At 60.1% G+C, this 23900-nt stretch carries 22 protein-coding genes; 13 read left to right on the top strand and 9 right to left on the bottom strand.

Annotated elements, in window-relative coordinates; translation table 11 throughout:
- Window positions 1-2: 2 nt before the first annotated feature.
- From GH784_RS09675 to GH784_RS09645, 7 genes are all read right to left on the bottom strand, one after another.
- Window positions 3-974 carry a LysR substrate-binding domain-containing protein gene (locus GH784_RS09675; protein WP_065704272.1) on the bottom strand — a complete coding sequence of 324 codons (972 nt, stop codon included), beginning with the start codon at window positions 972-974 and terminating at the stop codon, window positions 3-5.
- A gap of 19 nt (window positions 975-993) precedes the next feature.
- Window positions 994-2232, bottom strand: a complete 1239-nt coding sequence (locus tag GH784_RS09670) for an acyl-CoA dehydrogenase family protein (RefSeq protein WP_019564762.1) — start codon at window positions 2230-2232, stop codon at window positions 994-996.
- A gap of 69 nt (window positions 2233-2301) precedes the next feature.
- Window positions 2302-3357, bottom strand: a complete 1056-nt coding sequence (locus GH784_RS09665) for an aldo/keto reductase (protein ID WP_003511118.1) — start codon at window positions 3355-3357, stop codon at window positions 2302-2304.
- A gap of 18 nt (window positions 3358-3375) precedes the next feature.
- Window positions 3376-4311: an ABC transporter ATP-binding protein gene (locus tag GH784_RS09660; RefSeq protein ID WP_065704270.1), complete on the bottom strand. Its 936-nt coding sequence runs from the start codon at window positions 4309-4311 to the stop codon at window positions 3376-3378.
- Window positions 4289-5287, bottom strand: coding sequence for an ABC transporter ATP-binding protein (locus GH784_RS09655; RefSeq protein ID WP_065704268.1), 999 nt, complete (start codon window positions 5285-5287; stop codon window positions 4289-4291). The genes GH784_RS09660 and GH784_RS09655 overlap by 23 nt, the downstream gene beginning before the upstream one ends.
- Complete coding sequence (locus GH784_RS09650) at window positions 5284-6279, bottom strand: ABC transporter permease (protein WP_065704266.1); 996 nt, start codon at window positions 6277-6279, stop codon at window positions 5284-5286. Before GH784_RS09650 ends, GH784_RS09655 begins: the two co-directional genes overlap by 4 nt.
- Entirely contained in the window at window positions 6276-7265 is a 990-nt protein-coding gene (locus GH784_RS09645) for an ABC transporter permease (protein ID WP_026330697.1), read from the bottom strand. The genes GH784_RS09650 and GH784_RS09645 overlap by 4 nt, the downstream gene beginning before the upstream one ends.
- A gap of 269 nt (window positions 7266-7534) precedes the next feature.
- On the opposite strand from GH784_RS09645, the gene GH784_RS09640 reads away from it, so the two are divergent.
- The 3 genes from GH784_RS09640 (at window position 7535) to GH784_RS09630 (ending at window position 11458) form a co-directional block, all read left to right on the top strand.
- Window positions 7535-9142 carry an ABC transporter substrate-binding protein gene (locus GH784_RS09640; RefSeq protein WP_065704264.1) on the top strand — a complete coding sequence of 536 codons (1608 nt, stop codon included), beginning with the start codon at window positions 7535-7537 and terminating at the stop codon, window positions 9140-9142.
- A 112-nt stretch (window positions 9143-9254) separates the two neighbouring features.
- Window positions 9255-10286, top strand: coding sequence for an ABC transporter substrate-binding protein (locus GH784_RS09635; RefSeq protein ID WP_065704525.1), 1032 nt, complete (start codon window positions 9255-9257; stop codon window positions 10284-10286).
- Window positions 10283-11458: an acyl-CoA dehydrogenase family protein gene (locus GH784_RS09630; protein ID WP_065704262.1), complete on the top strand. Its 1176-nt coding sequence runs from the start codon at window positions 10283-10285 to the stop codon at window positions 11456-11458. Before GH784_RS09635 ends, GH784_RS09630 begins: the two co-directional genes overlap by 4 nt.
- A 57-nt stretch (window positions 11459-11515) precedes the next feature.
- Here the strand turns inward: GH784_RS09630 and GH784_RS09625 are convergent, their stop codons facing one another.
- A complete protein-coding gene (locus tag GH784_RS09625) occupies window positions 11516-12586 on the bottom strand; it encodes an LLM class flavin-dependent oxidoreductase (protein ID WP_065704523.1) in 1071 nt (356 codons plus the stop codon).
- A gap of 399 nt (window positions 12587-12985) precedes the next feature.
- On the opposite strand from GH784_RS09625, the gene GH784_RS09620 reads away from it, so the two are divergent.
- The 5 genes from GH784_RS09620 to GH784_RS09600 all read left to right on the top strand — a co-directional run bounded on the left by GH784_RS09620 (window position 12986) and on the right by GH784_RS09600 (window position 17096).
- Window positions 12986-13603: an alpha/beta hydrolase gene (locus GH784_RS09620; RefSeq protein ID WP_065704260.1), complete on the top strand. Its 618-nt coding sequence runs from the start codon at window positions 12986-12988 to the stop codon at window positions 13601-13603.
- A gap of 217 nt (window positions 13604-13820) precedes the next feature.
- The gene (locus GH784_RS09615; protein ID WP_035199524.1) at window positions 13821-14018 is read left to right on the top strand and encodes a hypothetical protein; all 198 of its coding nucleotides are present in this window, start codon (window positions 13821-13823) and stop codon (window positions 14016-14018) included.
- A gap of 171 nt (window positions 14019-14189) precedes the next feature.
- Entirely contained in the window at window positions 14190-15359 is a 1170-nt protein-coding gene (gene ssuD / locus GH784_RS09610) for an FMNH2-dependent alkanesulfonate monooxygenase (protein WP_003511099.1), read from the top strand.
- A gap of 195 nt (window positions 15360-15554) precedes the next feature.
- A complete protein-coding gene (locus GH784_RS09605; protein ID WP_003511097.1) occupies window positions 15555-16100 on the top strand; it encodes a flavin reductase family protein in 546 nt (181 codons plus the stop codon).
- A gap of 51 nt (window positions 16101-16151) precedes the next feature.
- A complete protein-coding gene (locus GH784_RS09600; protein WP_065704256.1) occupies window positions 16152-17096 on the top strand; it encodes an acyl-CoA dehydrogenase family protein in 945 nt (314 codons plus the stop codon).
- 7 nt (window positions 17097-17103) lie between these two features.
- On the opposite strand, the gene GH784_RS09595 is transcribed toward GH784_RS09600, so the two are convergent.
- Window positions 17104-17553 carry an RrF2 family transcriptional regulator gene (locus GH784_RS09595; RefSeq protein ID WP_003511094.1) on the bottom strand — a complete coding sequence of 150 codons (450 nt, stop codon included), beginning with the start codon at window positions 17551-17553 and terminating at the stop codon, window positions 17104-17106.
- A 304-nt stretch (window positions 17554-17857) separates the two neighbouring features.
- On the opposite strand from GH784_RS09595, the gene GH784_RS09590 reads away from it, so the two are divergent.
- From GH784_RS09590 to GH784_RS27605, 5 genes are all read left to right on the top strand, one after another.
- A complete protein-coding gene (locus GH784_RS09590; protein ID WP_065704254.1) occupies window positions 17858-18862 on the top strand; it encodes an LLM class flavin-dependent oxidoreductase in 1005 nt (334 codons plus the stop codon).
- Window positions 18863-18885: 23 nt separating this feature from the next.
- On the top strand, window positions 18886-20226 hold the full coding sequence (locus GH784_RS09585) for an LLM class flavin-dependent oxidoreductase (RefSeq protein WP_065704252.1): 1341 nt from the start codon (window positions 18886-18888) through the stop codon (window positions 20224-20226).
- Between the two features lie 85 nt (window positions 20227-20311).
- Window positions 20312-21499, top strand: a complete 1188-nt coding sequence (locus GH784_RS09580; RefSeq protein WP_065704250.1) for a M20 aminoacylase family protein — start codon at window positions 20312-20314, stop codon at window positions 21497-21499.
- Window positions 21500-21522: 23 nt separating this feature from the next.
- Complete coding sequence (locus GH784_RS09575) at window positions 21523-22080, top strand: GNAT family N-acetyltransferase (protein WP_065704246.1); 558 nt, start codon at window positions 21523-21525, stop codon at window positions 22078-22080.
- 13 nt (window positions 22081-22093) lie between these two features.
- Complete coding sequence (locus GH784_RS27605; protein ID WP_080671286.1) at window positions 22094-23899, top strand: amino acid ABC transporter permease/ATP-binding protein; 1806 nt, start codon at window positions 22094-22096, stop codon at window positions 23897-23899.
- The last annotated feature ends 1 nt before the right edge of the window (window position 23900 follow it).

Raw genomic sequence — 23900 nt, 5'->3', positions numbered from 1 at the left:
GTTCAGGCGGCGGCTTCGAGAGAGCGTGTATCCTCGCGCAACAAGGCGAGTAGAGATGCGATTTCCGGCAGCCGCCGCCTGTCAGGACTGGTCAGAAGATGATACCGGCTGGCGGTCGGCTGAGGCACACCGAAAGGTGCGATCAGACGGCCGGTTCGAAGCTCTTCGGAAATGAGCGAGTGGCGCGCAAGGCCGATGCCGTGGCTGGACAAGAGTGCCTCTATCAGCGCGGTCTGACGCGAAAAGCGCGGTCCTGCTGCGGAAAGCCGAAGCGGAATGCGGCAGGCGCGCAGCCAGTTTGCCCATTCGAAGGCAGCATCGGTGCCGTTGCCGCGCAACATCGCAAAAGAGATATCCCGAAGCCGCTCGGGTTCACCACCAAGCTGGTAGCGGGTGGCAAAATCCGGGGTGCAGACGGCACTGACGGTGTCGGCAAAAAGCGGTTCGTGAATGAAACCGGGGATTTGTCCGTGGGTGGCGACGATCGCGCAATCGGCATCGAAATGCGTGAGGTCGATGGCGTCGCCCTCGAGAGATTCAATCGAGATATCTACGTCTCCAAGGGCTGGAACGATGGTTCCCAACCGTGGTGCCAGCCATCGGGCCGCAAAACAGCCTTCCGCCAGAACCCTCACCTGCCGCCGGCCGCCGGAGGCCATGAGATCGGAAAGACTGCCGATCATCGTCTCGAAAGCGTCCGCAAGGCCGGGGTAAAGCGTGCTGCCGGCCTCGGTCAGCACCAGCTCGCCGCGCTGGCGGCTGAAGAGTGTTTGCCCGAGATGGGTTTCCAGAATGCGCACCTGCTGGCCGATTGCGGCAGTCGAGACATGCAGTTCTTCCGCCGCCCGCGAGAAGCTGGCGTGACGCGCGGCCACGACAAATGCGCGCAGGGCCGTCAGCGGCGGCAGCCGGGAAAGCGTCGGCAACCGGAAAGCCGCTCTTGCGACCGAAGGAGGGATGAATTCCGTTCTCATGGCCGTTTTCCCTTTATCGCTAGAATACCCGGCCTTCCCTGAGGTGCGTCGTGGTGCCGTTGAGATAATAGTCGCCGATGACACGCGCCTTGTGGGCAAGCGGATTGTGGTTGTAGACCGTGCGGATGTTGCGCCAGTGGCGGTCGAAATTCCGCTCGCTGGACGTCGCCGATCCGCCGCCGAGTTCGTAAAGGTTGGTGGCGACCGTTAGTGAAAGCTGCGATGCGATGATCTGGGTACGGGCGGTGGCGAGAGAACCTTCCAGCAAAGCCGCTTCTATCGCCTCTTCGTCGCCGCTGGAAAAGGCGGCGGCGGTCCTGTCGAGCGTTCTTGCCGCCTCGCGGATCAGCGTCTTGACGGCGAAGGCACCGGCGCTGATCTCGCCGAGCATCTTCTGCACAAAGGGGTCCTGATTGGCGGTTTCGGCGCTGCTGTGGAGCGTGGTGCGCGCCTGGCGCAGAACATAGTCGATGCCATCGTTGAGTGCACCCTGAACGGCACCGGCGGCAGAGGCAGCGAGGTGCAATTGTCGCATGGCCGAGCTGTGGCGCCCGATCTGGCTGCCGAGCTTGCGGGTCGTCAGTTCATGCGGGAGCACCTCGACATTTTCAAGCAAAACGCCGCCGCTTGCCGTCATGCGCTGGCCCATGCTGTCCCAGTCGTCGAGGATGGTGATCCCGGGCCGATCAAGCGGAATGAGGACGCCGATCGGCTGTTCGTCGTCGCCGACAGCGCTAAAGGTGCCGAAATCTGCGAAGGCGGTGCCGGTCGCATACCATTTGCGGCCGTTCAGACGATAACGGTCGCCATCGGCGCTGAGGCGCGTGGTGATTTCGCCGGGACGTTTGGTGCCCTGTTCCGTGCTGGCGCCCGCAAAGAGCTTGCCGGTGAGGACATTTTCGAGGTGCCGCCGATCCTCGAGCTCGATCGGTGTGAGAGCGAGGTTTTCTGTGAAATTGAAATGGCTGCGGAGTGCGTGCGGAATATTGCTGTCGGCTTCCCCGAGGATCATCAGGACTTCTATATAGTCCGCAATCGAGCCTCCCGGCCCGCCTTTGGCCTCGGGGATGCGCAGCGTGCCGATCCTGGCTTCTTTGATCAGGCCGAAGATTTCGAAGGGAAGTTCCCGCTGACGCTCACGGCGAGCGGCATCCTTGGCGGCAACAGCCGCAATGTCCCTGGCGCGGGCCAGAATGTCGTCTCGGCTCGGCACGCTGGAATTATCGGTGGTTGCGGTCTGTATTTTAGGATTGGACATTGCGGATTTCCCTGAGCGGATGTGATGACCTGCGGCACGGTCGCGCCGCAGGCATTTTCTTCTGGACGATCAGGCGACCGCGCGCGGCTTGACGACCGGGCGGGGAGCCGGTTCGATATTGCGCGGCACGCGGCCTTCGACGGGATGGCTCGGATCGTTGAAGCCGGGTGTCGAGGGATGGCCTGTCGTCACAAGGCTGTCGACCAGCGCCTCGTCTTCCGCATCGATCTTCACATCGAGGGCGCGGACGTAACCGTCCCAATGGTCTTCAGTGCGCGGGCCGGTGATCGCGGCGGTGACGAACTTGTTGTTCAGCACCCAGGCGAGCGCAAAATCCGCTGCCGAAACACCCTTTGATGCGGCGTGCGCCGCAACCTTCTGGGCGATTTCGACCGACTCGGGGCGCCATTCGGTTTCCAGAACCCGCTTGTCGCCACGGCCGACACGGGTATCTGCGCCCGGCTGCTCACCCGGCTGATATTTGCCGGTCAGCACGCCACGTGCCAGCGGCGAATAGGAAACGACGCCCAGCCCGTAATTATGTGCCGCAGGCAGCTGCTCGGCTTCGGCCGTGCGGTTGACGATGTTGTAGAGCGGCTGGCTGGCGATAGGCCGGTCGATGCCGAGCTGATCGGCCAAATGCGAAATTTCGGCGATGCGCCAGCCCCGGAAGTTGGAAACGCCGAAATAGCGCAGCTTGCCCGCACGGATGAGATCGGCAATGGCGCGTACCGGCTCTTCCAGCGGCGCGTCGAAGACGGCGCGGTGGAAATAGAGGATATCGATGTAGTCGGTGTTGAGACGGCGAAGCGAATTCTCGACGGTCTCGATCACCCATTTGCGCGAATGGCCGCCAAGGTTCGGACCCTTGGTGTGGGAATTGACGAATTTCGTTGCCAGAACCCAGTGATCGCGACTGGCCTTGATACCGCGACCAACGACTTCTTCCGACTTGCCGTCGTGATAGACATCTGCAGTGTCGATGAAGTTGATGCCCTGCTCGCGTGCCTTGTCGATGATGCGGAAGGCCACGTCATCCGGCGTCGGGCCTCCGAACATCATCGTGCCGAGGCTCAGCGGTGAAACTTTCAGCGCGCTGCGTCCGAGATAGCGATAGTCGACCATTATGGTTGCTCCTTCAGTTTATTGGGCATGGTGGCAAGCCACGGCGTAGTTCTTGCCGAAAAGGGTGTAATCCGGCGCTTTTTCGCGACAGAGATCGGTGGCGAGCGGGCAGCGGGTGTGAAACCGGCAGCCGGATGGCGGGTTGTGGGGGCTCGGCAGGTCGCCGGAAATGGGCGCTGCCTGCTTGCGGCGCGCGGGATCGGGAACGGCTGCGAGAAGCGCACGGGTATAGGGGTGTTTCGGCGAGGCCCAAAGCTCCGCGGTCGGCGCGCTTTCCACGATCTTGCCGAGATACATGACGAGAACGCGATCGGAAAAATAGCGTACGACCGAAAGGTCGTGGGATACGAAGAGATAGGACAACGAAAGCCGTTTCTTCATCTCCACCAGAAGGTTGAGGATCTGCGCCTGTATGGAAAGATCGAGCGCCGAGACAGGCTCGTCGCAGACGACCAGTTCCGGCTCGAGAACGAGCGCCCGGGCAATGCCGATGCGCTGGCGCTGGCCGCCGGAAAACTCGTGCGGATAGCGGTCGAGTGCATCAGGCGGCAGCCCCACCTGCGCGACGATCGCCTCGACGATCTCCCGCTGTTGCGCCCTGTCGCCAATGCCGTGCACCTTCAACGGCCCGGTAAGGATGGTTCGCACCGTCTGGCGCGGATTGAGCGACGCGAATGGGTCCTGAAAGATCATCTGGATGCGGCGGCGGATGCCGCGCAGCTGCGACGACGACATCGCCGTGACATCGGCGCCCTTGAAGGTGATCCTGCCGGAAGTGGGCTCCACCAGCCGCATCAGCGACTTGCCGAGCGAGGATTTGCCGCAGCCTGATTCACCCACCAGCGCCACGGTCTCGCCCGCCTCGATGTCGAGCGACACATCGTCGACGGCGCGGACTGTTCCGCGTCCTCCCGAATAGTGGGTGGAAAGACTATGCACTGACAAGAGCGTCATCGGATACCTCTTGGGATGTGGGGGATACGAAGGGGCAGGCGGCGTAGCGGCCTTCCGAGACGAGCCTCAGCGGCGGTACGAACTGCCCGCAGAAACCGCGGGCGCTCGGACAGCGTGGCCGGAAGGCGCAGCCGCGCTCCCCCGTGGCCGAAACGATTGAACCCGGAATTTCGATGAGTGGCCCGTCGCGATAATGCTGGCCGTCTTCGGCGCGCGGAGAGGCAGCCAGCAGGCCGCGCGTATAGGGGTGGTAAGGATTGGAGAAAACCGGTTCAGGCAATCCTTCTTCCACCTTGCGGCCGGCATACATGACCATGACCCGATCGGCCCATTGCGCCACAATGCCAAGATCGTGGGTGATGAGGATGATGGCCATGTTGAGATCGCGGCGCAGATTGTCGAGCAGCTGCAGGATCTGCGCCTGTATCGTCACGTCGAGCGCGGTCGTCGCCTCATCGGCGATCAGTAGTTTGGGATTGCAGGCAACGCCGATGGCGATCATGACGCGTTGGCGCATGCCGCCGGAAAGCTGGTGCGGATAATCGTCCACGCGGCGCTGGGCGTCGGGAATATTGACGAGGTCCAGAAGCTCGATGGCGCGTTTGCGCGCCTGGTGCCTGTCGATCCTTTCATGGATGCGCAGCACCTCGATGATCTGTTCGCCCACCGTCAGGACCGGGTTCAGCGAGGTCATCGGTTCCTGAAAGATCATGCCGATATCGCGGCCGCGAATGCCGCGCCATTGCCGCTCGGAAAGCGGCAGGAGATCGCGGCCTTCGAGCAGAACACGCCCGCCGGTTTTTGCATGCGACGGCAACAGGCCGATCAGGCCGAGCGCAGTCAGTGATTTTCCCGAGCCGCTTTCGCCGACGATTGCCAGCATTTCGCCGGACTCCACATCGAAGCTGACGCCCTTGACCGGTTGGGCTGAGCCGAAGCTGACGGAAAGATCGTGGACTTCGATAAGTTTGCTCATCGGCGTTCCTCCGAAAAACGGGGGTTGAGCGCATCGTTGAGACCGTCGCTGATGAGGTTCAGCGAAATGACGGTGAAGACGATGGCGAGGCCGGGAAGGGCGGTCAGATACCAGGCGGTGCGAATGACGTCGCGTCCCGACCCGATCATCGAACCCCAGGAAACACGGTTGGGGTCGCCAAGTCCCATGAAGGAAAGGGCTGCTTCCATGAGGATCGCACCCGCCACCATGACGGAGGAGGTGACGATGATCGGCGGCAGGGCGTTGGGCAGAATTTCCTGAAACACGATACGCGCATGGCCATAACCGAGGCTTCGTGCGGCAAGCACATAGTCCTTCTCGCGGATGGCGCGGAATTCGGCGCGGGTCAGGCGCGCAACAAGTGGCCAGGTAATGATGCCGATTGCCGAGGTTACCGTGGTGACCGAAGGCTGGGCAATGGCGACGAGCACCACCAGCAGCACGAAGTTCGGCAATGTCTGGAAGATTTCGATGATCTTCACAAGAATATCGTCGATGATGCCACCGAAATAACCGGCGAAAGCACCGATTGTTATGCCGATCGTCAGCCCTATCAGGGTGGCGACGACACCGACGGTGAGCGAGATGCGTGCGCCATGCACGATGCCCGCCAGCACATCACGCCCCATGGAATCGGTGCCGAGCGGATAGGCTGGATTCTGGCCGGGCCAGAGGAAGGGGCGGGCCACCATTTCCAGCGGATCGCCCGGATAGATCAGCGGGGCCGTGACAGCGGCGATGAGGACGGTGGCAAGGAACAGCAGCCCAACGATGGCGTTGGGATTGGTCAGGAAAATCTTCAGTTCCCGCCGCAAGCCGCGCCGCGGCACGGAGACGGAGCGGGCTGAAAGCGCGTCCGGCGCATGGATATAGGGCCAGACTTTTTCTTCAGGTTTTTTAGGTTTGGGATTGCTCTCTTCGGCACTGAGTTCGGCCGCGTCGAGAACTGCTGATGTCTGGGAGGAATTCATCGGCTTTCTCCGATGCGGGGGTCGAGCCATGCCTGCAACAGGTCCACGGCGGCATTGACAATGATGACGACAAGGGAAGAGAGAAGCAGAATGCCGAGCAGCACGCTGAAATCGCGGGCCATGACGGCCTCGAAAGCAAGACGGCCAAGGCCTGGCCAGCTGAAGACCGTCTCGACCACGACCGCACCGCCCAGCAGGCCGCCAATATGCATGCCGGCCATGGTGGTGATTGGGATGAGCGCGTTGCGCAGAATATGGCGTGTGGTGAGCCGGAAAGGCGAAACGCCTTTTGCCCGTGCCGTGCGCACATAGTCCTGGGATTTGACTTCCAGCATCGCCGCGCGGGTGAGGCGGGCATAAATCGCCAGAAAATAAAGCGCCAGCGAAAGGGCGGGGAGAACGATATAGCGCAGCCTGTCCAGAAAAGCGTCGAGGCCGGTGAGGCTGCTGCCGATGGTGCTGTCGCCGCCAGACGGAAGCCAGCCGAGCTTGACCGAGAACGTGAGGATAAGCATCAGGCCGATCCAGAAGCCCGGCACGGAATAAAAGATTAGCGAGCCAATCGAAATGATCCGGTCCGGCAGCTTGCCGGAAAAGAGCGCCATGATGGAGCCGAGGAAAACGCCGACGAAAATCGCAATGCCAAGTGCTGCTCCCATCAGCGCCAGCGTGCCGGGCAACCGCTGGCCGATAAGATCGGCGACCGGCATGCCGTAGCGGGGTGAAAAGCCGAGGCTGAACTGGGCCAGATTGCCGAGATAGTTCATGAGCTGATGGACGACCGGCAGGTCGAGCCCGAAGCGTGAGCGAATTTCGGCCATGGTCTCGACGGTCGCCGAACCCGCTTCCGCGGCCAGCACGTCAGCCGCATCACCAGGCGCCAGCTGCAGCAGGAAGAAGTTCAGGATGACGATACCGAGAACCGTCGGGACGGCCTGAATGGCCACCCGCCTTGCCTGCGATAAAATCCGTTTCGAATTCGACATCGGCTCCAGTCCATTCGCTTGAAAACATGAAATCGGCCCGTAAAGGCGTTGGTATTAGTTGACTAATTTTATGGAATTTGTCAAAGAGTAATAGAATTATTTTCTGAAATTTACGGAAAAATGCGCCATAAAGAAAAGATAATTCCTATTTATGAGAATGGTTGGTGCTTCATGCCAATCTCACTCTCGTCTGCGGAACAAACTTCTTCCCAAGCGCGGCCGTTCAGTTTTGCCGGTTTTTCGCCGGTTCAATTAAGGAGAGGTATCGCATGACTGTTTTCAACCAGACGACGCGCCGCGGATTTCTGCTGGCGTCGGTGGCTCTTGGCGTGGTGTCGTTGCCGGGGCTGAAGCTCAACGCGGCGGAGCCGGCAAGCGGTGGCACAGCCACCCTACTCATCTCATCGGAGCCGCCGGTTCTGACGACGATCGCGCACACGGCCTATAATTCCGTCTACATATCGCCCAAGGTCACGGAAGGCCTGCTGACCTATGATTTCGACCTCAACCCCAAGCCGCTCCTGGCCAAATCATGGGATGTCAGCGGCGATGGCCTGCGTTACACCTTCAATCTGAGACCCGGTGTAAAATGGCATGACGGCAAGCCTTTCACATCTGCCGATGTGGCGTTCTCCATCAACACCATCAAGGAAGTGCATCCGCGCGGGCGCAATACCTTCCTGAACCTCACTGCTGTCGAGACCCCGAATGATCTGACGGCCGTGCTGGTTCTTTCCAAGCCTGCGCCGTATCTGATAACGGCGCTTGCCGCTGCTGAAACGCCTATCGTGCCCAAGCATCTTTATGAAGGCACGAAAGTCACCGAAAATCCCATCAATCTCGCGCCTGTTGGTACCGGCCCGTTCAAGTTCAAGGAATGGGTGCGCGGCAGCCATATCGTTTTTGAGCGCAATGCCGATTATTGGGATGCGCCGCGCCCCTATCTCGACAAGCTGATTGTTCGCTTCATTCCAGATGCGTCGGCCCGTGCCATCGCAATCGAAACCGGTGAGATCGATCTCGCTCCGAGCACCCCGGTCGCCTATAGCGATCTCGACCGGCTGAAGGAGCTGCCGAGCCTCGGCTTCGAGACCAATGGCTATCAATATACCAATTCGATCAGCCGCGTGGAGTTCAACCTCGAGAAGGACGTGTTCAAGGATGTCCGCGTCCGCCGCGCCTTCGCGCATGTCATTGACCGCAAAGTCATCTTCAACACGGTCAATTATGGCTATGGCGCGACAATCACCGGCCCGATCAATCCGAAGCTGACGAAATGGTTCGTGGACGATCTGAAGACCTATCCGATCGATCTGAAGGCGGCCGAAGCGCTGCTGGACGAGGCGGGATACAAGCGCGGCGCGGATGGTATCCGTTTCAAGCTCAATCTGGACTATGTGCCGAGCACCGAAGCCTATCCGCGTGGCGCGGACTATATTCGCCAGGCGCTGGCGAAGGTCGGTGTGGATGTGACGGTGCGGACGCAGGATTTCGCCACCTATACCAAGCGCATCTACACGGATCGCGATTTCGATTTTGCCTATGAGGGCATGAGCAATCTCTTCGACCCGACCGTCGGTGTGCAGCGGCTATACTGGTCGAAAAACTTCAAGAAGGGCGTGCCCTTCTCAAATGGCGCCGCCTACAGCAACCCCAAGGTGGATGCGCTGCTGGAAGCTGCCGCTGTCGAGATCGATCCGGACAAGCGCGTCGCGCAATGGAAGGAAATACAGCAGATCCTCGTCGATGACGTTCCTGCCATCGATATCGTTGCTGCACCTGAAATCACCATCTTCAACAAGCGCATTGCCGATCACACTATCGGTGCAGAAGGCGTCGCGGGCAGCTTGGCCTTCGCGCATATCGCGGCATCCTGATCGTCTCGCCAGCCCCTGCCCGCCGTTTGCGGCGGGCAGGGGCATCTCCCTTTCGTCGACGGGCACCGCAGCATCGCTTTCTGGTGTCATCGTTTTCATCGAGGCCAAAGCCATGAGCACGACACTTTCTGAAATCTGGTACACACGTTGCCCGGTGCCCACGCCCGTGGGGCTTGCGGCGCAGCTCGGTTATCTCGCGCAGACCTTTGAGGATGTGGGGATATCGCTGAAATCCATCATCGATTCACCGGATCGTTCTGTGCGGCAGAGCCATTTCAACCACACGCTGGAATGGTCCTTCCGCCACGGCGGTAATGTGCCCCCTATCCGCGCCCGCTCGGAAGGGCGCAATACGCGTCTTATCGGCATTACCTGGACCGATGAGTTCCAGGCGATCATCACCCTTCCGGAAAACGGTATCCGCTCGCTTGCCGATCTCGTCGGCCGCCGTTTCGGTGTGCCGCGCAGACCTGATGGGATTGTCGATTTCATGCGAGCGACAGCATTGAAGGGCATCGTTTCGGCGCTTTCGCTGGAAGGGCTGAGGGTCGAGGATATCGAGCTGAAGGATATCGTGATCAAGGATTCCGTGCTGGCGACACAGGAGGGACCATCCCTTTTCGGCCTGAAGCGGCGACAATCCTTCGGTGAGGAGATCATCGCGCTGTTGCGGGGTGAGGTCGATGCGATTTTCGTCAAGGGTACTGCCGGTATCGCCGCCGCGAACCTGATCGGCGCCGTGCAAGTGGCGGAATTCGGTTTTCACCCCGACCCGAAGATACGTATCAACTCCGGCTCTCCCCGCGTGCTGACAGTTGACGGACGACTTGCCGATGAGCGCCCCGATCTGGTGGAGCGGCTGGTTGCCGCCATTGCCAAAGCCTCGCTCTGGGCGGAGCAGCATCCGGAAGAGACCCGCCGTTTTATCGCGCGCGAGGCGGGTGCGACCGAAGAGCAGGTTCTGGCCGCCAACGGCCCGGATGTCCACCGCCATCTAGGTCTTGGCCTCGATGCAGACCTCGTCGCCGCCGTCGGCCATTACAAGGATTTCCTGCATCAATGGGGTTTCCTTGAAAACGACTTCGATCTCGCTGCGTGGATCGATGACCGTTTCGTCACGACCAGTGAAAGGGCGGTGGCATGAGCGGCGCTTTATCCGCCGTTCCGAGCCCGGAGCAGCACTTGAATCCCGTCGCCATCGCAACCGCGCTCGCCGAAGATTTCAGCCTGACTGCGGCGGAGTATGACAAAAGCGGCGAATTCGCCGCCGGTAATTTCGAGGCACTTTTCAAGTCTGGCCTGCTTGGTCTCGTGACGGCTGAAAAGGACGGTGGTTGGGGAGAGGGCATGGAAACCGCGCATGCCGTCATCGCCGCCATTGCCAAGGGTGATCCGTCAACCGCCCTCATCCTTGCCATGCATTACAGCGTTCATGCTGCCATCCGGCGCGGCAGGTGGCCGGCAGATCTCGCGGCAAAAGTGCTGGCCGCCAATAACAGGGAGCGGGCGCTTCTGAACAATGCGCAGGCAGAGCCGGGGATCGGTTCCCCGGCCCATGGCGGACTGCCGGAAACGACGGCGCGGATCGAGGGCGATTTCTGGGTGGTCAATGGCCGCAAGAGCTTCGTCACCGGCCTGCCGGGTCTGAAATGGGCGATTGTACTTGCCGTCACGACGGAAGAGGCGCCGCGTCTGATCCAGCTTCTGGTCCCGCTCGATGCGCCGGGCATCGGCCGGGAAAAGGCATGGGAAGCGACAGGAATGTATGCCACCGCCAGCGACGATCTCCTGCTTGAGAATGTGAGGGTGCCGCTCGCCGATATCGTTGCCGAACAGCCGGCGGACGAGCCGTTGCGGCGGGATGAGGCGGACGGTTACAATTTCTTCGTGCTGCTGGCCTCCGTCTATCACGGTGTCGCGCTTTCGGCGCGTGACGCCCTCTTGCGCCATCTGACAGGCCATGTTCCGGCAAGCCTCGGCGCGCCGCTGTCATCCATTCCGCGCATTCAGGAAGGTGTGGGCGAGATCGAGGTACTTCTTGCGGCCAACAGGCGTCTGCTCCGCTCCGTCGCGCGTGATATCGATGCGGGTGAGAGGGTAGGCACGGATGCGCTCGCCGTTCGTCATGTGGTGATCGACAATGCGCTGGCAGTGACGGATCTGGCGCTGGAGCTTGGCGGCAATCGCGGCCTTCGCCGGGACTATAATCTCGAGCGGCATCACCGCGACGCCATAACGGCAAGGGCGCATGCGCCGCAAAGCCACATGATCCGAACTATCCTCGGCCGTCAGAGCATCAAGGCTGTTGGCGGCTGACCGTAGAAGACATGGGCGGCTTTGTTTGGCAGGCCGCCCATGTTGACGCCGCCCGCATCAGTCCCGGAGTAGCGGCAACAGCTTGTCGCCCTGCCGTTCAATTTCCTGAAGATAGGGCGTGTCGGAAAGCACGAAATGGGTGATGCCAAGCGCGCGGTATTTGCGCAGCGACGCGGCGACGTCTTCCGCCGAACCGACGAGCCATGTCGTTGCGGCACCGCCTCCGCCAAATTTGCCGGGTGCGGTATAAAGATTGTCGTCCAGCACATCGCTCTGCGTGTGCAGATCCAGCAGGCGGCGCTGGCCGACCGCGACACCTTGCAGATGATCGTTCCAGCGCACGCCATTGTTCGCAGCCATCTCCGCCACCTTTGCTTCCGCATCGCGCCAAGCCTCAGCCGCGGTTTCGCGCACTAGCGTGGTGATCCGCAGACCGAATTGCAGCGGCGGCAGGTCACGGCCGAGGGTCTCACTGAAATGTCTGAGACGTTCGATCCTTTCGCGCACGCCGGCGAGCGGTTCGCCCCAGAAGAGCTGGACATCGGCTTCAGTTGCGGCAACCTGTTCGGCGGCCTCGGACGCGCCGCCGAAATAAAGTTTGGGATGTGGCCGGCCGGCACTCTCGCTGATGCGCGGCGAGACGGTGGAGTTCTTGACCCGGAAATGGTCGCCATTGAAAGTGACGTTTTCCTCAGTCCAGAGCCGCCGCACCAGCCGCATGAACTCCTTCGTGCGCGCATAACGCTGCGCCTGATCGCCTTCTTCGTCGCCATAGGCCGCAAGCTCGTCCCTGCCGGAAACGACATTGATTCGTACCCGGCCACCAGAAAGCTGATCGAGCGTGGCGGCGGCCGATGCGAGATTGGCCGGCTTCCAGTAGCCGGGGCGGATAGCGATCAGTGGCTCGAAAGTGGTGGTACGCGCGGTAAGCGACGCCGCAACCGTAAAGGTATCCGGACGCCCCCAGCCTGTGCCGATCAACGCGCCCTTCCAGCCATGGTTTTCCAGCGCCCTGGCATGGGTAGTTAAAGTATCGAGGCTGTTGTGGTTTTCGCTGACGGCGTCGCCCCGATGTCCGGGTTTGACGTCATTGGGGATGTACCAGAGAAATTCGCTCGTGCTGCTCACATTATCCGCCTGAATTTTCGCTTTATGTCGCGGTGGAATGGCCCTGCCGAGGCTCGGCATTTGCCATTTTGAGGTTCGGGAGGTTGAGGTCTCCGACAGTGCGAGAATGACAAACCGGCGGCGGCACGGCCAAGCAGCGGCGTTTCTTTTGGAATGCGGCAGAGGAAAAGCTTTCCGCGCGGTTTGCTCGATTAGAACATATTTTCTATGGAAAATATTTTAGGCAATGATTCCACATGCGCAGTGCCAAGGCTGCTGCCGAGAACGTATTTTTTGCCGCAACGGAATTGTCTGGATCGATTTTTCTCGAGTTCGGAAAAGCTGAGCAAGGCAATAGTCGACTAAAATTGCGAAATTCACCATTCTTGGCACACCCCGCCCGCAAACCACGGAGTAGGCATGTGTACCACCTTGATTGTCCCCGGCCTCAACGGTTCGGATGAGGGGCATTGGCAGCGGCACTGGCTGCTGGAAGATTCGGAGGCGCAGCTGGTCGATCAGCAGAATTGGGAATGCCCGGTTCTTGAATACTGGCTTGAGCGTCTGGAAGCGGCGCTCGCCGCAACCGAAAGCGCCTATATTGTCGCCCACAGCCTGGGTTGCCTGCTCGTCGCCAATATGGCGACACGACCCGTGGCCAGCAAAATCAGGGGTGCGCTTCTGGTGGCGCCCGCCCATCTCGACAGAGTGGAGGCAATGCATCCATGCATCGTCCGCTTCGGCGCATTTCCTCGGTCGCCGCTCACCTTCCCCAGTCTCGTCGTAGGTAGCATGAACGACCCCTATATGAACCCGGACGAGTTAGCCCGCACCGCTGCTGACTGGGGAAGCGATATCGTCAATCTCGGCTCCGTTGGACACATCAATATTGCCGCCGGTTTCGGCCGGTGGTCCGAGGGCTATGCTCTTTTCGCACGCCTGAAAGCGGCGTCCGAAATCAAGGCCAGCAGATCGAGGAAGCGCGGATCACCCGTTCTGCACGGTGCGCTGCTGCAGGGTGATGCCGGCGCTCTATAGTCTTTTCGTCCCAAGTCCGTGCTTTCAGCGGCCATCGTGTCGGTGCCATTGCGATGACCCCTTTATTGGCGGTTCGAAACGGAATTTTTCCCGCTGCCGCAACCTTAGTCCACGTTTGCCGGCAATCCGCCAATTATAGAATAGTAATTTTATGGAAAATATTGACCAATCTGGGCGCTCGCCGGAGGATAGAGCGAATTGACCAAAGGAGGCGCACATGCCGCAGGGACTTCATGCGTTTACTGTCGATCTGTTCGGTCTGGCCAGGCGTAGGCCGCGAGGGGTTGATCAGGGCAGTCTCCAGCCGCTGGATCATTCCGGTCGTATCAAGCGGGAAAAGAGCGATCTCGACCTTGAGCGGGAAGAGATTTACGAAATGAATTTTGCGATGCTCGGACTTTATCCGGTCCTCTGACACAGGGAGGCGAAAGGTTTGTTTTCGCTTCCCAGACCCATTTCCCAGCGGAGATAAACTCTCCTTGCGGCACGGAAATTGGAACAAAATTTCTTAAACGCGGCGGGGAATTGGCTACCCTTTTAGTACCCAGCCGAATTGCCCGATGGGCGGATTGCAAAGGACCTGTCGATGAGCACAGCTGACAAACCACTCGATTTTCTGTGGTTCATACCCACCTCAGGCGACGGCAGCTATCTTGGCTCCGACGATCTGTCACGTCCCGCCGATCCCGGCTATTTTCGGGAAATAGCGCAGGCTGCGGATCGGCTCGGTTATTCCGGGGTGCTTATTCCTACCGGCGTCGCCTGCGAGGAATCCTTCATCCTCGCGGCCAATCTCGCCGCCTATACCGAGAAACTGAAATTCCTCGTCGCCATCCGTCCGGGCGTTGCCTCGCCGGCCTATTATGCGCGGCTGGCCTCCACGCTGGACCGTGTTTCCCATGGTCGGCTGCTTCTCAACATCGTCGTTGGCGGCAGCGCGCAGGAGCTGGCTGGTGATGGCATCTTCCTGCCGCACGACGAGCGTTACGACCACGCTGACGAGTTCTTCCAGGTGTTCAATTCGTTGATCGAAACTGGCAAGGGAGATCTCGACGGCAAATATATCAAGGCACAGGGTGCCAGGCTCGGCCTGCCACCGGTGCAGGAACCGCGTCCGCCCCTTTATTTCGGCGGCTCCTCCGATGCCGGGATCGAGTTCTCGGCCGGTATCACCGACAAGTATCTGACCTGGGGTGAGCCGCCGGCACAGGTGGCGGAAAAAATCGCCAAGGTTCGCGCCGCCGCAGCGAAAAAGGGGCGAGAAGTGACATTCGGCATTCGCCTGCATTTCATCGTGCGCGAAACCGATGAGGAGGCCTGGGCCGATGCGGACAAACTGATTTCCAAGCTTTCCGACGAAACCATCGCTTCCGCTCAGGAGGCCTTCTTAAAGGCGTCGGATTCGGTCGGTCAGGCAAGGATGCGGGCGCTGCATAATGGCCGGCGTGACCAGCTTGAAGTCTCTCCGAACTTGTGGGCGGGAATCGGTCTTGTCCGCTCTGGCGCCGGCACCGCGCTGGTGGGTTCGCCGAAGACAGTTGCGGCACGGCTGCGGGAGTATCAGGCGCTGGGCATCGATACCGTCATCGCATCGGGCTATCCGCATCTGGAGGAAGCCTATCGTCTATCCGAATTGCTGTTTCCGGAAATCGGGCTTGATGGGCCACGTAATCAGATCCGTTCGTCTTTCGGCACAAAACAGGTTTTCGGCGGCGGCGGCCACGGCGGTAACGTCAAGCTGGTATCCGGCTCGTGATCAATCGCCGGAAGGCAGGCGGCCCTGTCTTCCGGTTAGCCTTTCCTATGGGCGTCATTCGGCGGAGCGTTCACGGGAGAGCGGCATATAAAACATTATTTCCATAGAATATAAGTATTATGGAATACGATGTCTATTTCACGCCCCGCCGCCGCTGCTAACTATTGAGCAACAAGCTGTTTTCAGGAGCGATCGATGACATTGCAATATGCGGCCAAGGATCAACAATTCATCAATCTCCGCGATCCCGTCTCTGGCAAGGCGCCGGATGCCGATAGCCTTAAGGCGGCGCTCAGGACGCTGGGCGGCGGTGTCAGTGTCATTACGGCGGGCGAGGGTGATGCGCGCACGGGTGCTACGGTAACATCCGCCACAGCCCTGTCGGTCGATCCGCCAAGAATTCTGGTTGCGCTCAACCGCTCCTCCTCCACATGGCCTGTGGTGCAGCGCTTCGGCCATCTGGCGGTGAATATTATCGGCCCGAACCATCAGTTCATCGCCAACCAGTTTGCCGGTGTTGGCGGTCTGAAAGGTGTGGACCGTTATCGCGGCGCGGAATGGACCCGTCTGGCGAGCGGCGCGCCCATCCTCGAGGACGCCGTTGCCGCGATCGATTGCACCATCGAGGAGGCGATCGAGCGCCACAGCCACGTCATCATCATCGGCAAGGTGGAGGCGATCCGCATCGGGTCGGGTCACTCGCTGGTCTATCAAAACGGCCGTTATCATTCGCTGGACTGAGCTCCGGCCTTTCCGGCGCTTTCACTGGGTCATTCTTTGAGGGAGTTGAGCATGGGATCTGTCACGCCGCTCGGCGAAAGAATTCGTTTCGTGTCCCCGCGTCTCGGCGCGGATGGGGATGTACTGACCGTTGCCCGGACGATTGCCGAAAAATGCGCGGTGGAAAGTGCCGCACAAATCCACGCGCGGATTGCCCGTTCCGGCCTTCTCGCCCTCTCCGTTCCAAACGATCTGGGCGGGGCGGACATCACAAACGACGTTCTCTCGCAAGCTCTCTCGATTATTTCCGCGGCGGATGCGGAGGCGGCGCATGCGCTTGCCGAACACTTCACGGCGCTCGAATTCATCAGGAACGCCGGTAGCGAAGAGCAGCGCAAAACCCTCTTCGCCCGCCTCGATCTTGGTGAGACTTTTGCGCTTGCCTCATCTGACGCCGGCGTGGATCAGGCGGTTCTGTTGACTGGCGACGACTATGGCTTGCGGCTGCCCGCTGACATTGCCCGATCTGTTACCTCAGATGCAGACTGGATCGTTGTCCCGGCAGTCAACGCGGCAGGGCAGGCCGTGCTCGTTGTTCTTCGCAATCGCCCGGATACATCGTGGGACGGCCTGCTGCGCGCCGATCAGGTCGCGTTTCTTGCGCAGGGCGCTGGAAATCTGGCAGCCTCCGTTTTCACCCTTCTGAAGGCCGCCGTGGCTCTGGGTGAGAAACAGCGTGAGCTTTCAGCGTTGCTGATTGACAGATTGGCCGAGGACGGTGATGCGCGCCCCCTTATCGGCGAAATATTTCTCGCAATCGAATTGCTGAAGGCACAGATTTCCCGCCTCGCGGCCAATATCGATGCGGCGCAGGTGGGGGCGGAAAGCGTGACCTTTCGCTCTGTCCGCAACAATGCCATCACGCTGGAAATTCTAATGGCCCGTCTCGGCCTTATCGATGGTGCAAGCGAATCCGGCCTGATTGCGACCCTGGGAGACGATCTGCGCCGGCAGTAAACGGCGCTTACTCGCCTGCCGGAATAAATTGCGCGTCTTGTCCGCCTTTTGCCACGAATTGTGCGAGCGTCATATTGTCCAGGATTGTTGCGATGGCGTCCCGCACGTCCGTCATCGAAACCCTGACCTGACAGGTCTCGGGATCGTCGCAGTCGTCGCAGGCTTCAAAAGCGGTGCGGCTGGCACAGCGGATGGGGGCCAAGGGCCCGTCCAGCGTTCGGATGACCTGCCCGATCATGATTTCCGATGGCATTTTCGACAGCGAATAACCGCCATTCGGTCCCTTCTTGGAACGCAGAATGCCGCTGTTGCGCAGTTCCAGAAGAATAGTATCCAGAAATTTTTTCGGAATATTGTTGCGGGTTGCAATCTCGGTCACAAAGGCGGTCTCGCCCTGGGGCAACCGCGCCAGATCGACAAGAGCCTTCAGTCCGTATTTGCCTTTTTTGGTCAACATCGCATGATCCGCAAAGAGGGCCAGCACCTTCTGAGTGCCGGGTTATGGTGTTCTCAACTTACTAAGTAGTTTTTACCGAATTCCCGCGCAAGTCCGTTTCGTCCCGGCTCGATGCACAAAGCGGCTTTACACCATCGTTTTTCGCCCTGTTTCCTCATCGTTTCGGATTGCTTTGCCAAAGACGCCTGCCGAAACCATAGCGGGAAACAATATTTTCTCTGATCGCGTCGCAACGTGGAACGAACGTCCTTTATTACTATATAAAATCAGTAGACAAAGTATGCATCAAAAGACATGCGAGGTGATGATGTATACTCTCAGTTTGCTGGACAAGAGCCCTGTTCCAACGGGTGAGAACGCGGCAAGCGCGTTCCGCGACACGATCAATCTCGCCAAACGCGCCGAAGAACTGGGCTATCGCCGATTCTGGGTGGCAGAACATCACAATTCGCCGGAGCTTGCCGGTTCCGCGCCGGAAGCGCTGGTTGCATGGATTCTGGCGAAGACCTCTCGTATCCGCGTCGGCTCGGGCGGCGTGATGCTGCAGCATTACAGCCCCTACAAGGTCGCCGAGGTTTTCAACGTGCTGTCGTCGCTTGCCCCCGGTCGGGTCGATCTCGGCGTCGGCAAGACACCGGGCGGGCTGCCGCTTGCGACGTCTGCCCTACAGCAGGCCTATGATCCCGCTCGCAAGCCGGATTTCGAAACGGCTTTTGGTGAGCTTACCACATTTCTCTCCGGTGCCGCGCCGAAGGGGCATGCGCAGGCCGGGTTGCAGGCAACACCGGTGCCGCCGGTTGCGGTGGAACGGTTTCTGCTCGGTGCCAGCCCGGAAAGCGCAAGGCTTGCAGCTTCCAAAGGATGGAATTTCGTCTTTGCCGGCCACCTCAATGGTGATCCGGAGGTTCTTCGCAGCAGCCTCTCGGCTTTCCGTGAGGAGAGCGGCGGAAGGGCGCCGATCCTTGCCCTCTCCGTCTTTGCCGCCAGTGATCCCGACCATGCGGCGCGGCAGGTGGAAGGTCAGCGCATCTACCGGGTGTTCCTCAGCGACGGCAAGGCGTTCAACCTTGGCCGCCGTGAACAGGCGGAAGAATTCGCCCGCCAGTCCGGCGATACCGATTATCGCATCGAGGAGCGTAAGCCCAACGTCCTGCATGGCGGGCCGGACGATATTCACAAGGCGCTGCGCGCGCTTTCCGATGAGCACGGTATCGAGGAATTCATCGTGGAGCCGCCGCATGTGGGGGCCGATCAGAGGCTCGCCTCGATCGAATTGCTGGCCACACACCGCCTTTCCAGGGCCGCGTGAACTTGTCCTCAGGAGGAAATGACATGACGAAAAAGACAATCCATTTCGGCATTATGCTCCAGGGCCCCGGCGGGCACATGAACGCCTGGCGGCACCCGAAAAGCCCTGTTGATGCCAGCGTCAACTTCGATTTCTTCAGGAAGAACGCGCTGAAGGCAGAAGCCGCCGGCATCGCCTTCGCCTTCGTTGCCGACGGGCTTTACATCAACGACAAGTCCATTCCGCATTTCCTCAACCGGTTCGAGCCTTTGACCATCCTTTCGGCGCTCGCCTCCGTCACCTCGAAGATCGGTCTTGCCGGCACGGTTTCGACCTCCTACAGCGAGCCCTTCACCATCGCGCGCCAGTTCGCCTCGCTCGATCTTCTGAGCGGTGGCAGGGCCGGCTGGAATGCAGTGACGACGCCACTCGAAGGTACGGCGAAGAACTACAGCCGCAACCATCCCGAACATGCGCTGCGTTACGAGATCGCCGATGAATATCTGGAGGTGATCAAGGGCCTGTGGGACAGCTGGGACGACGATGCCTTCGTGCGTAACCGCGAGACGGGACAGTTCTTCGACAGGCAAAAACTCCACACGCTCGGCCACAAGGGTCGCTTCTTCCAGGTGGAAGGCCCGCTGAACATCCAGCGTTCGCCGCAGGGGCAGCCGGTGATTTTCCAGGCGGGTTCTTCGGATGCCGGTATAGGGCTTGCGGGTAAACATGCCGACGCCGTTTTTACTAATTCTGCGTCGCTCGAGGAAAACCAGACATTCCTCAAGCGCGTGAAGCAGAGTGCTGTCGCGCAGGGCAGATCCGCAGCCGACGTGAAGATTTTCCCTGGCATCGGGCCGATTGTGGGCGAAACGCAGGAGGAGGCGGAAGCGAAATACGACATCATCCGCAACCTCATCACCATCGAGGATGCGCTCGCCTATCTCGGCCGTTTCTTCGACCACCACGACTTCAGTGTCTATCCGCTGGATGAGCCTTTCCCCGAACTTGGCGAGATCGGCAAGAACAGCTTCCGTTCGACGACCGACCGCATCAAGCGCCGTGCGAAGGAAAAGAGCCAGACGTTGCGCGAAGCGGCGCTGGAGGCGGCGACCCCGCGCGAAGGTTTCATCGGAACTCCGGACAAGGTGGCGGACGAGATCATCCGCTGGGTTGAGCACGATGCGGCCGACGGTTTCATTCTGGGCTTCCCGGTGATTGCCGAAGGGCTGGATGATTTCATCCGCCTCGTCATACCGGTGCTGCAACGGCGCGGATATTTCGAACCGCATCTGGAAGGCAGAACGCTGCGTGAGCATCTCGGCCTGCCTTTCAAGGACAGCATCTATTCCCACGCTGAAAGCGGTTCCAGCAAGGCGATCGCATAAAAGCGGGGTCGGGCGGCAGCCATTGCCGCCCGGAGAGAATTTCAAGGTGCTGTGCGGGTAAAGCGCAGCGCAGGAGACCAGAACCATGAATATCCGCATTGACGGCGCGCGTCCGCAGGACGACGCCGAACGGGGAATCCTTGCCTTCATCGAGGAAAGCATCGCCATCCGGCACGATCTTCACCGACATCCGGAGCTTTCGCTTGGGGAAAAGCGCACGGCGGCGCTCGTTGCCCGTTATCTCCTCTCCTTCGGATATGAGGTGACCGAGGGTGTCGGGGGCCATGGCGTCGTCGCCACCTTGAAACGTGGTCATGGTGACAAGCGTCTGGGTATCCGCGCCGATATCGACGCCCTGCCCATCGTCGAGGAAACCGGTCTTGCCTATGCCAGCCAGACACAGGGTGTGATGCATGCCTGCGGTCATGACGGTCACACGACTATCCTGCTCGCCGCTGCCCGTTATCTAGCTGAAACATCGAGTTTTTCCGGCACGCTGACGCTGATTTTCCAGCCCGCCGAGGAAATCGGTGCGGGTGCTAGAGCGATGATAAAGGACAGGCTTTTCGAGCGGTTTCCCGTCGATGCCGTGTTCGGGCTGCACAATTGGCCGGGTGTCGAAACCGGACAATTCGGCTTTGTCGAAGGGCCTGCCATGGCCTCCGTCGACAAGGCGAAGGTTCGGATCATCGGCAAGGGCGGGCACGGGGCGGCGCCGCATGAAACGGTTGATCCGGTTCTTGCCTCGGCAAGCTTCGTCACCGCCTTGCAGAGCATCGTCTCGCGCAATGTCGACCCGCGAGACATGGCGGTGCTGACGGTAGGCTCCATCCATGGCGGAACTGCTTCCAACGTCATTCCCGAGAGTGTCGAACTGCAGATTACCGCGCGGGCCTTTTCGCCCGCCGTGCGCGACAGACTGGAGGAGCGGCTTCCCGCCCTTGCCAAAGCACAGGCGGAAAGCTTCGGCGCAAGCGCCGATGTCACCTACTCCCGTGGCTTCCCGCCCGTCATCAATCACATCAGGCAGACAACGTTTGCCCGCGACGTCGCCAAACGGCATTTTCCAGCCGAACAGGTTGCAGAAGGCTTTCAGCCGCGAACGGCGAGCGAGGATTTCGCCTTCATGCTTCTGGAGCGGCCGGGCTCCTATCTCTTCGTCGGCAATGGCGAGAGCGCGCCGCTGCACAGCCCTCACTACGATTTCAACGATGCGATCATTGCGCCTGCGGCACGCTTCTGGGTGCGTCTGGCCGAAGCATACCTCTCCTGATGCAACGAGTTTAGGACAACGAGATGAGCGACAGTTTTCTCTACACATCGGTCAAGGATCCGCTCGCAACCCCGCTTCTGGAGGAGTTGCTGTTCGAATATGACAGCCGCTACGGCACATATTTCAACGCGGAAGGCGCCAAGGCGGAACTTAACAAATATCCGCCGGAGGCTTTCAGCCCGCCGTCGGGCAATTTCCTGCTGCTCTTGCGTGGCGGCAAGGCGATCGCCGGCGGTGCCTTCATGCGCTACGACGAGGAAACCGCCGAGTTCAAGCGGGTCTGGACCCATTCGGCCCACCGCCGGCAGGGGCTTGCCAAAATAGTGCTTCAGGAGCTGGAGCGGCAGGCGATCCGGCAGGGTTACGCCCGTGTCTATCTGACCACGGGCTTCCGCCAGCCGGAAGCGGTCGGCCTATATCTCACCAACGGTTATCGCGCGTTGTTCGATACGTCGGCCGATCCTGAAACGATCAGGTCGCTGCCTTTCGAAAAATGGCTTGCCGATAGCGCCTCCGCCTCCGTTGCGGAAAGCGCGTCGATACCGGCGGCCCGGCCGCATTCTTCCCCGGCCCACCCGTGAAAGGCTTTTTCCGATGACGATAGCCTCTGATTTTCCGCATGTTGCATTGAACGACCAGAAGGGTGAACCGATCAAGGGTGGGTATTCCCATTTCCGCATCGTGCCGGCCCGCTACCCCTTGCGGACGGTGGGAACGGTCTTCTCAGTACTCATCATTGCGGCCGTTCTGCATTCCGTTTTCGGCAATCCGCGCTGGGGCTGGGATGTCTTTGCGGAATGGTTTTTCGCTGAACCGGTGTTGGTCGGCTTAGGACGGACGCTGCTGCTGACCGCGCTCGGTGCGGTGCTCGGCTTCGCGCTGGGAACGCTGCTGGCGCTTGCGCGCGTTTCACGCTCGCCGCTGCTGGTTGCCGTATCCTGGACCTATATCTGGATTTTTCGATCCATCCCGCTGATCGTGCTTTTGCTGATCCTCAACAACCTCGGTTATCTCTATGAGACCGTGACGATCGGTGTGCCCTATACCGGCATCAACTTCTTCAGCTGGAATACCACGCAGCTGATGACGCCGTTTGCGGCCGCCGTTCTAGGGCTGACGCTCAATCAGGCCGCCTTCGCATCCGAAATCGTCCGTGGCGGCATTCTCTCGGTTGATCAGGGGCAGCTTGAGGCTGCCGCAGCACTCGGCCTTCCCCGGCGGCGGCAGGCGTCCCGCATCGTTCTGCCGCAGGCGATGCGCTCCATCTTGCCCACCGCCTTCAACGACATCATTGGCCTCGCCAAGGGGACTTCGCAGGTCTATATCCTTGCCCTGCCGGAGCTGTTCTACACGATCCAGATCATCTATCGCCGCAATCTGGAAGTGATCCCGCTGCTGATGGTCGCGACCGTCTGGTATCTGGTGATACTGACGGCGCTTTCGATCGTGCAGCACCATATCGAGCGGCATTTTTCACGCGGTGCACTGCGCAACCCGCCGCCATCGCTGTTCGCCACGATTTACCGCACCTTCCTGCCGCGCAAACCCTTGCCTGAAGCCGTGGAAACGGTGGCCACGACAGCCGTAAGGCCCGAGCGTTCGGTGCCTGCCCGTGCCGTGAGCTTTCAGCTCGGAAATCGTGGCGGGTCGGTCAATATTCATGGCGTTTCGAAATCCTTCGGGTCGCTGAAGGTGCTTGATGATATCAGCCTTTCCATTCCGGCAGGCAGTGTCACCACCATTCTCGGCCAATCCGGCTCCGGCAAGTCCACATTGCTGCGCTCCATCAACCATCTCGAGCGCGTCGATGACGGATTTATCGCCATAGACGGTGAACTGGTCGGTTATCGTCAAAAGGGCGATACGCTTTATGAGCTGAAGGAACGGGAAATCCTCAAGCGCCGCGCCGAAGTGGGCATGGTGTTTCAGAGCTTCAACCTGTTCCCGCATCTGACCGCGCTTGAAAACATCATCGAAGCACCCATAGCCGTTCGTGGCATATCGAAAGAGCAGGCGCAGACCGAGGCGCGCGATCTTCTGGCTCGCGTCGGCCTTGCCGAAAAAGCTGGCGCTTATCCCCGTCAGCTTTCCGGCGGTCAGCAGCAACGCGTGGCGATCGCCCGGGCGCTGGCGTTGCGGCCGAAGGTGTTGCTGTTCGATGAGCCGACATCCGCGCTCGATCCTGAACTCGTCAACGAAGTGCTTGATGTCATCAAGGAGCTTTCCCGCTCCGGCGTCACGCTCATCATCGTTACCCATGAAATCGGTTTTGCCCGTGAAGTCTCCGACAGGGTCGTCTTCATGGAACAGGGCCGCATCATCGAAACAGGCACGCCGGACCAGGTGTTCAACAGCCCGGAACATCCCCGCACCGCCGAATTCCTCGCAAAAGTTCTCTAAT

Origin of the sequence: Agrobacterium tumefaciens (genome assembly GCF_009649785.1) — a bacterium.
GTDB lineage: Bacteria > Pseudomonadota > Alphaproteobacteria > Rhizobiales > Rhizobiaceae > Agrobacterium > Agrobacterium tumefaciens.
This window is presented reverse-complemented; position numbering and strand designations above follow the sequence as displayed.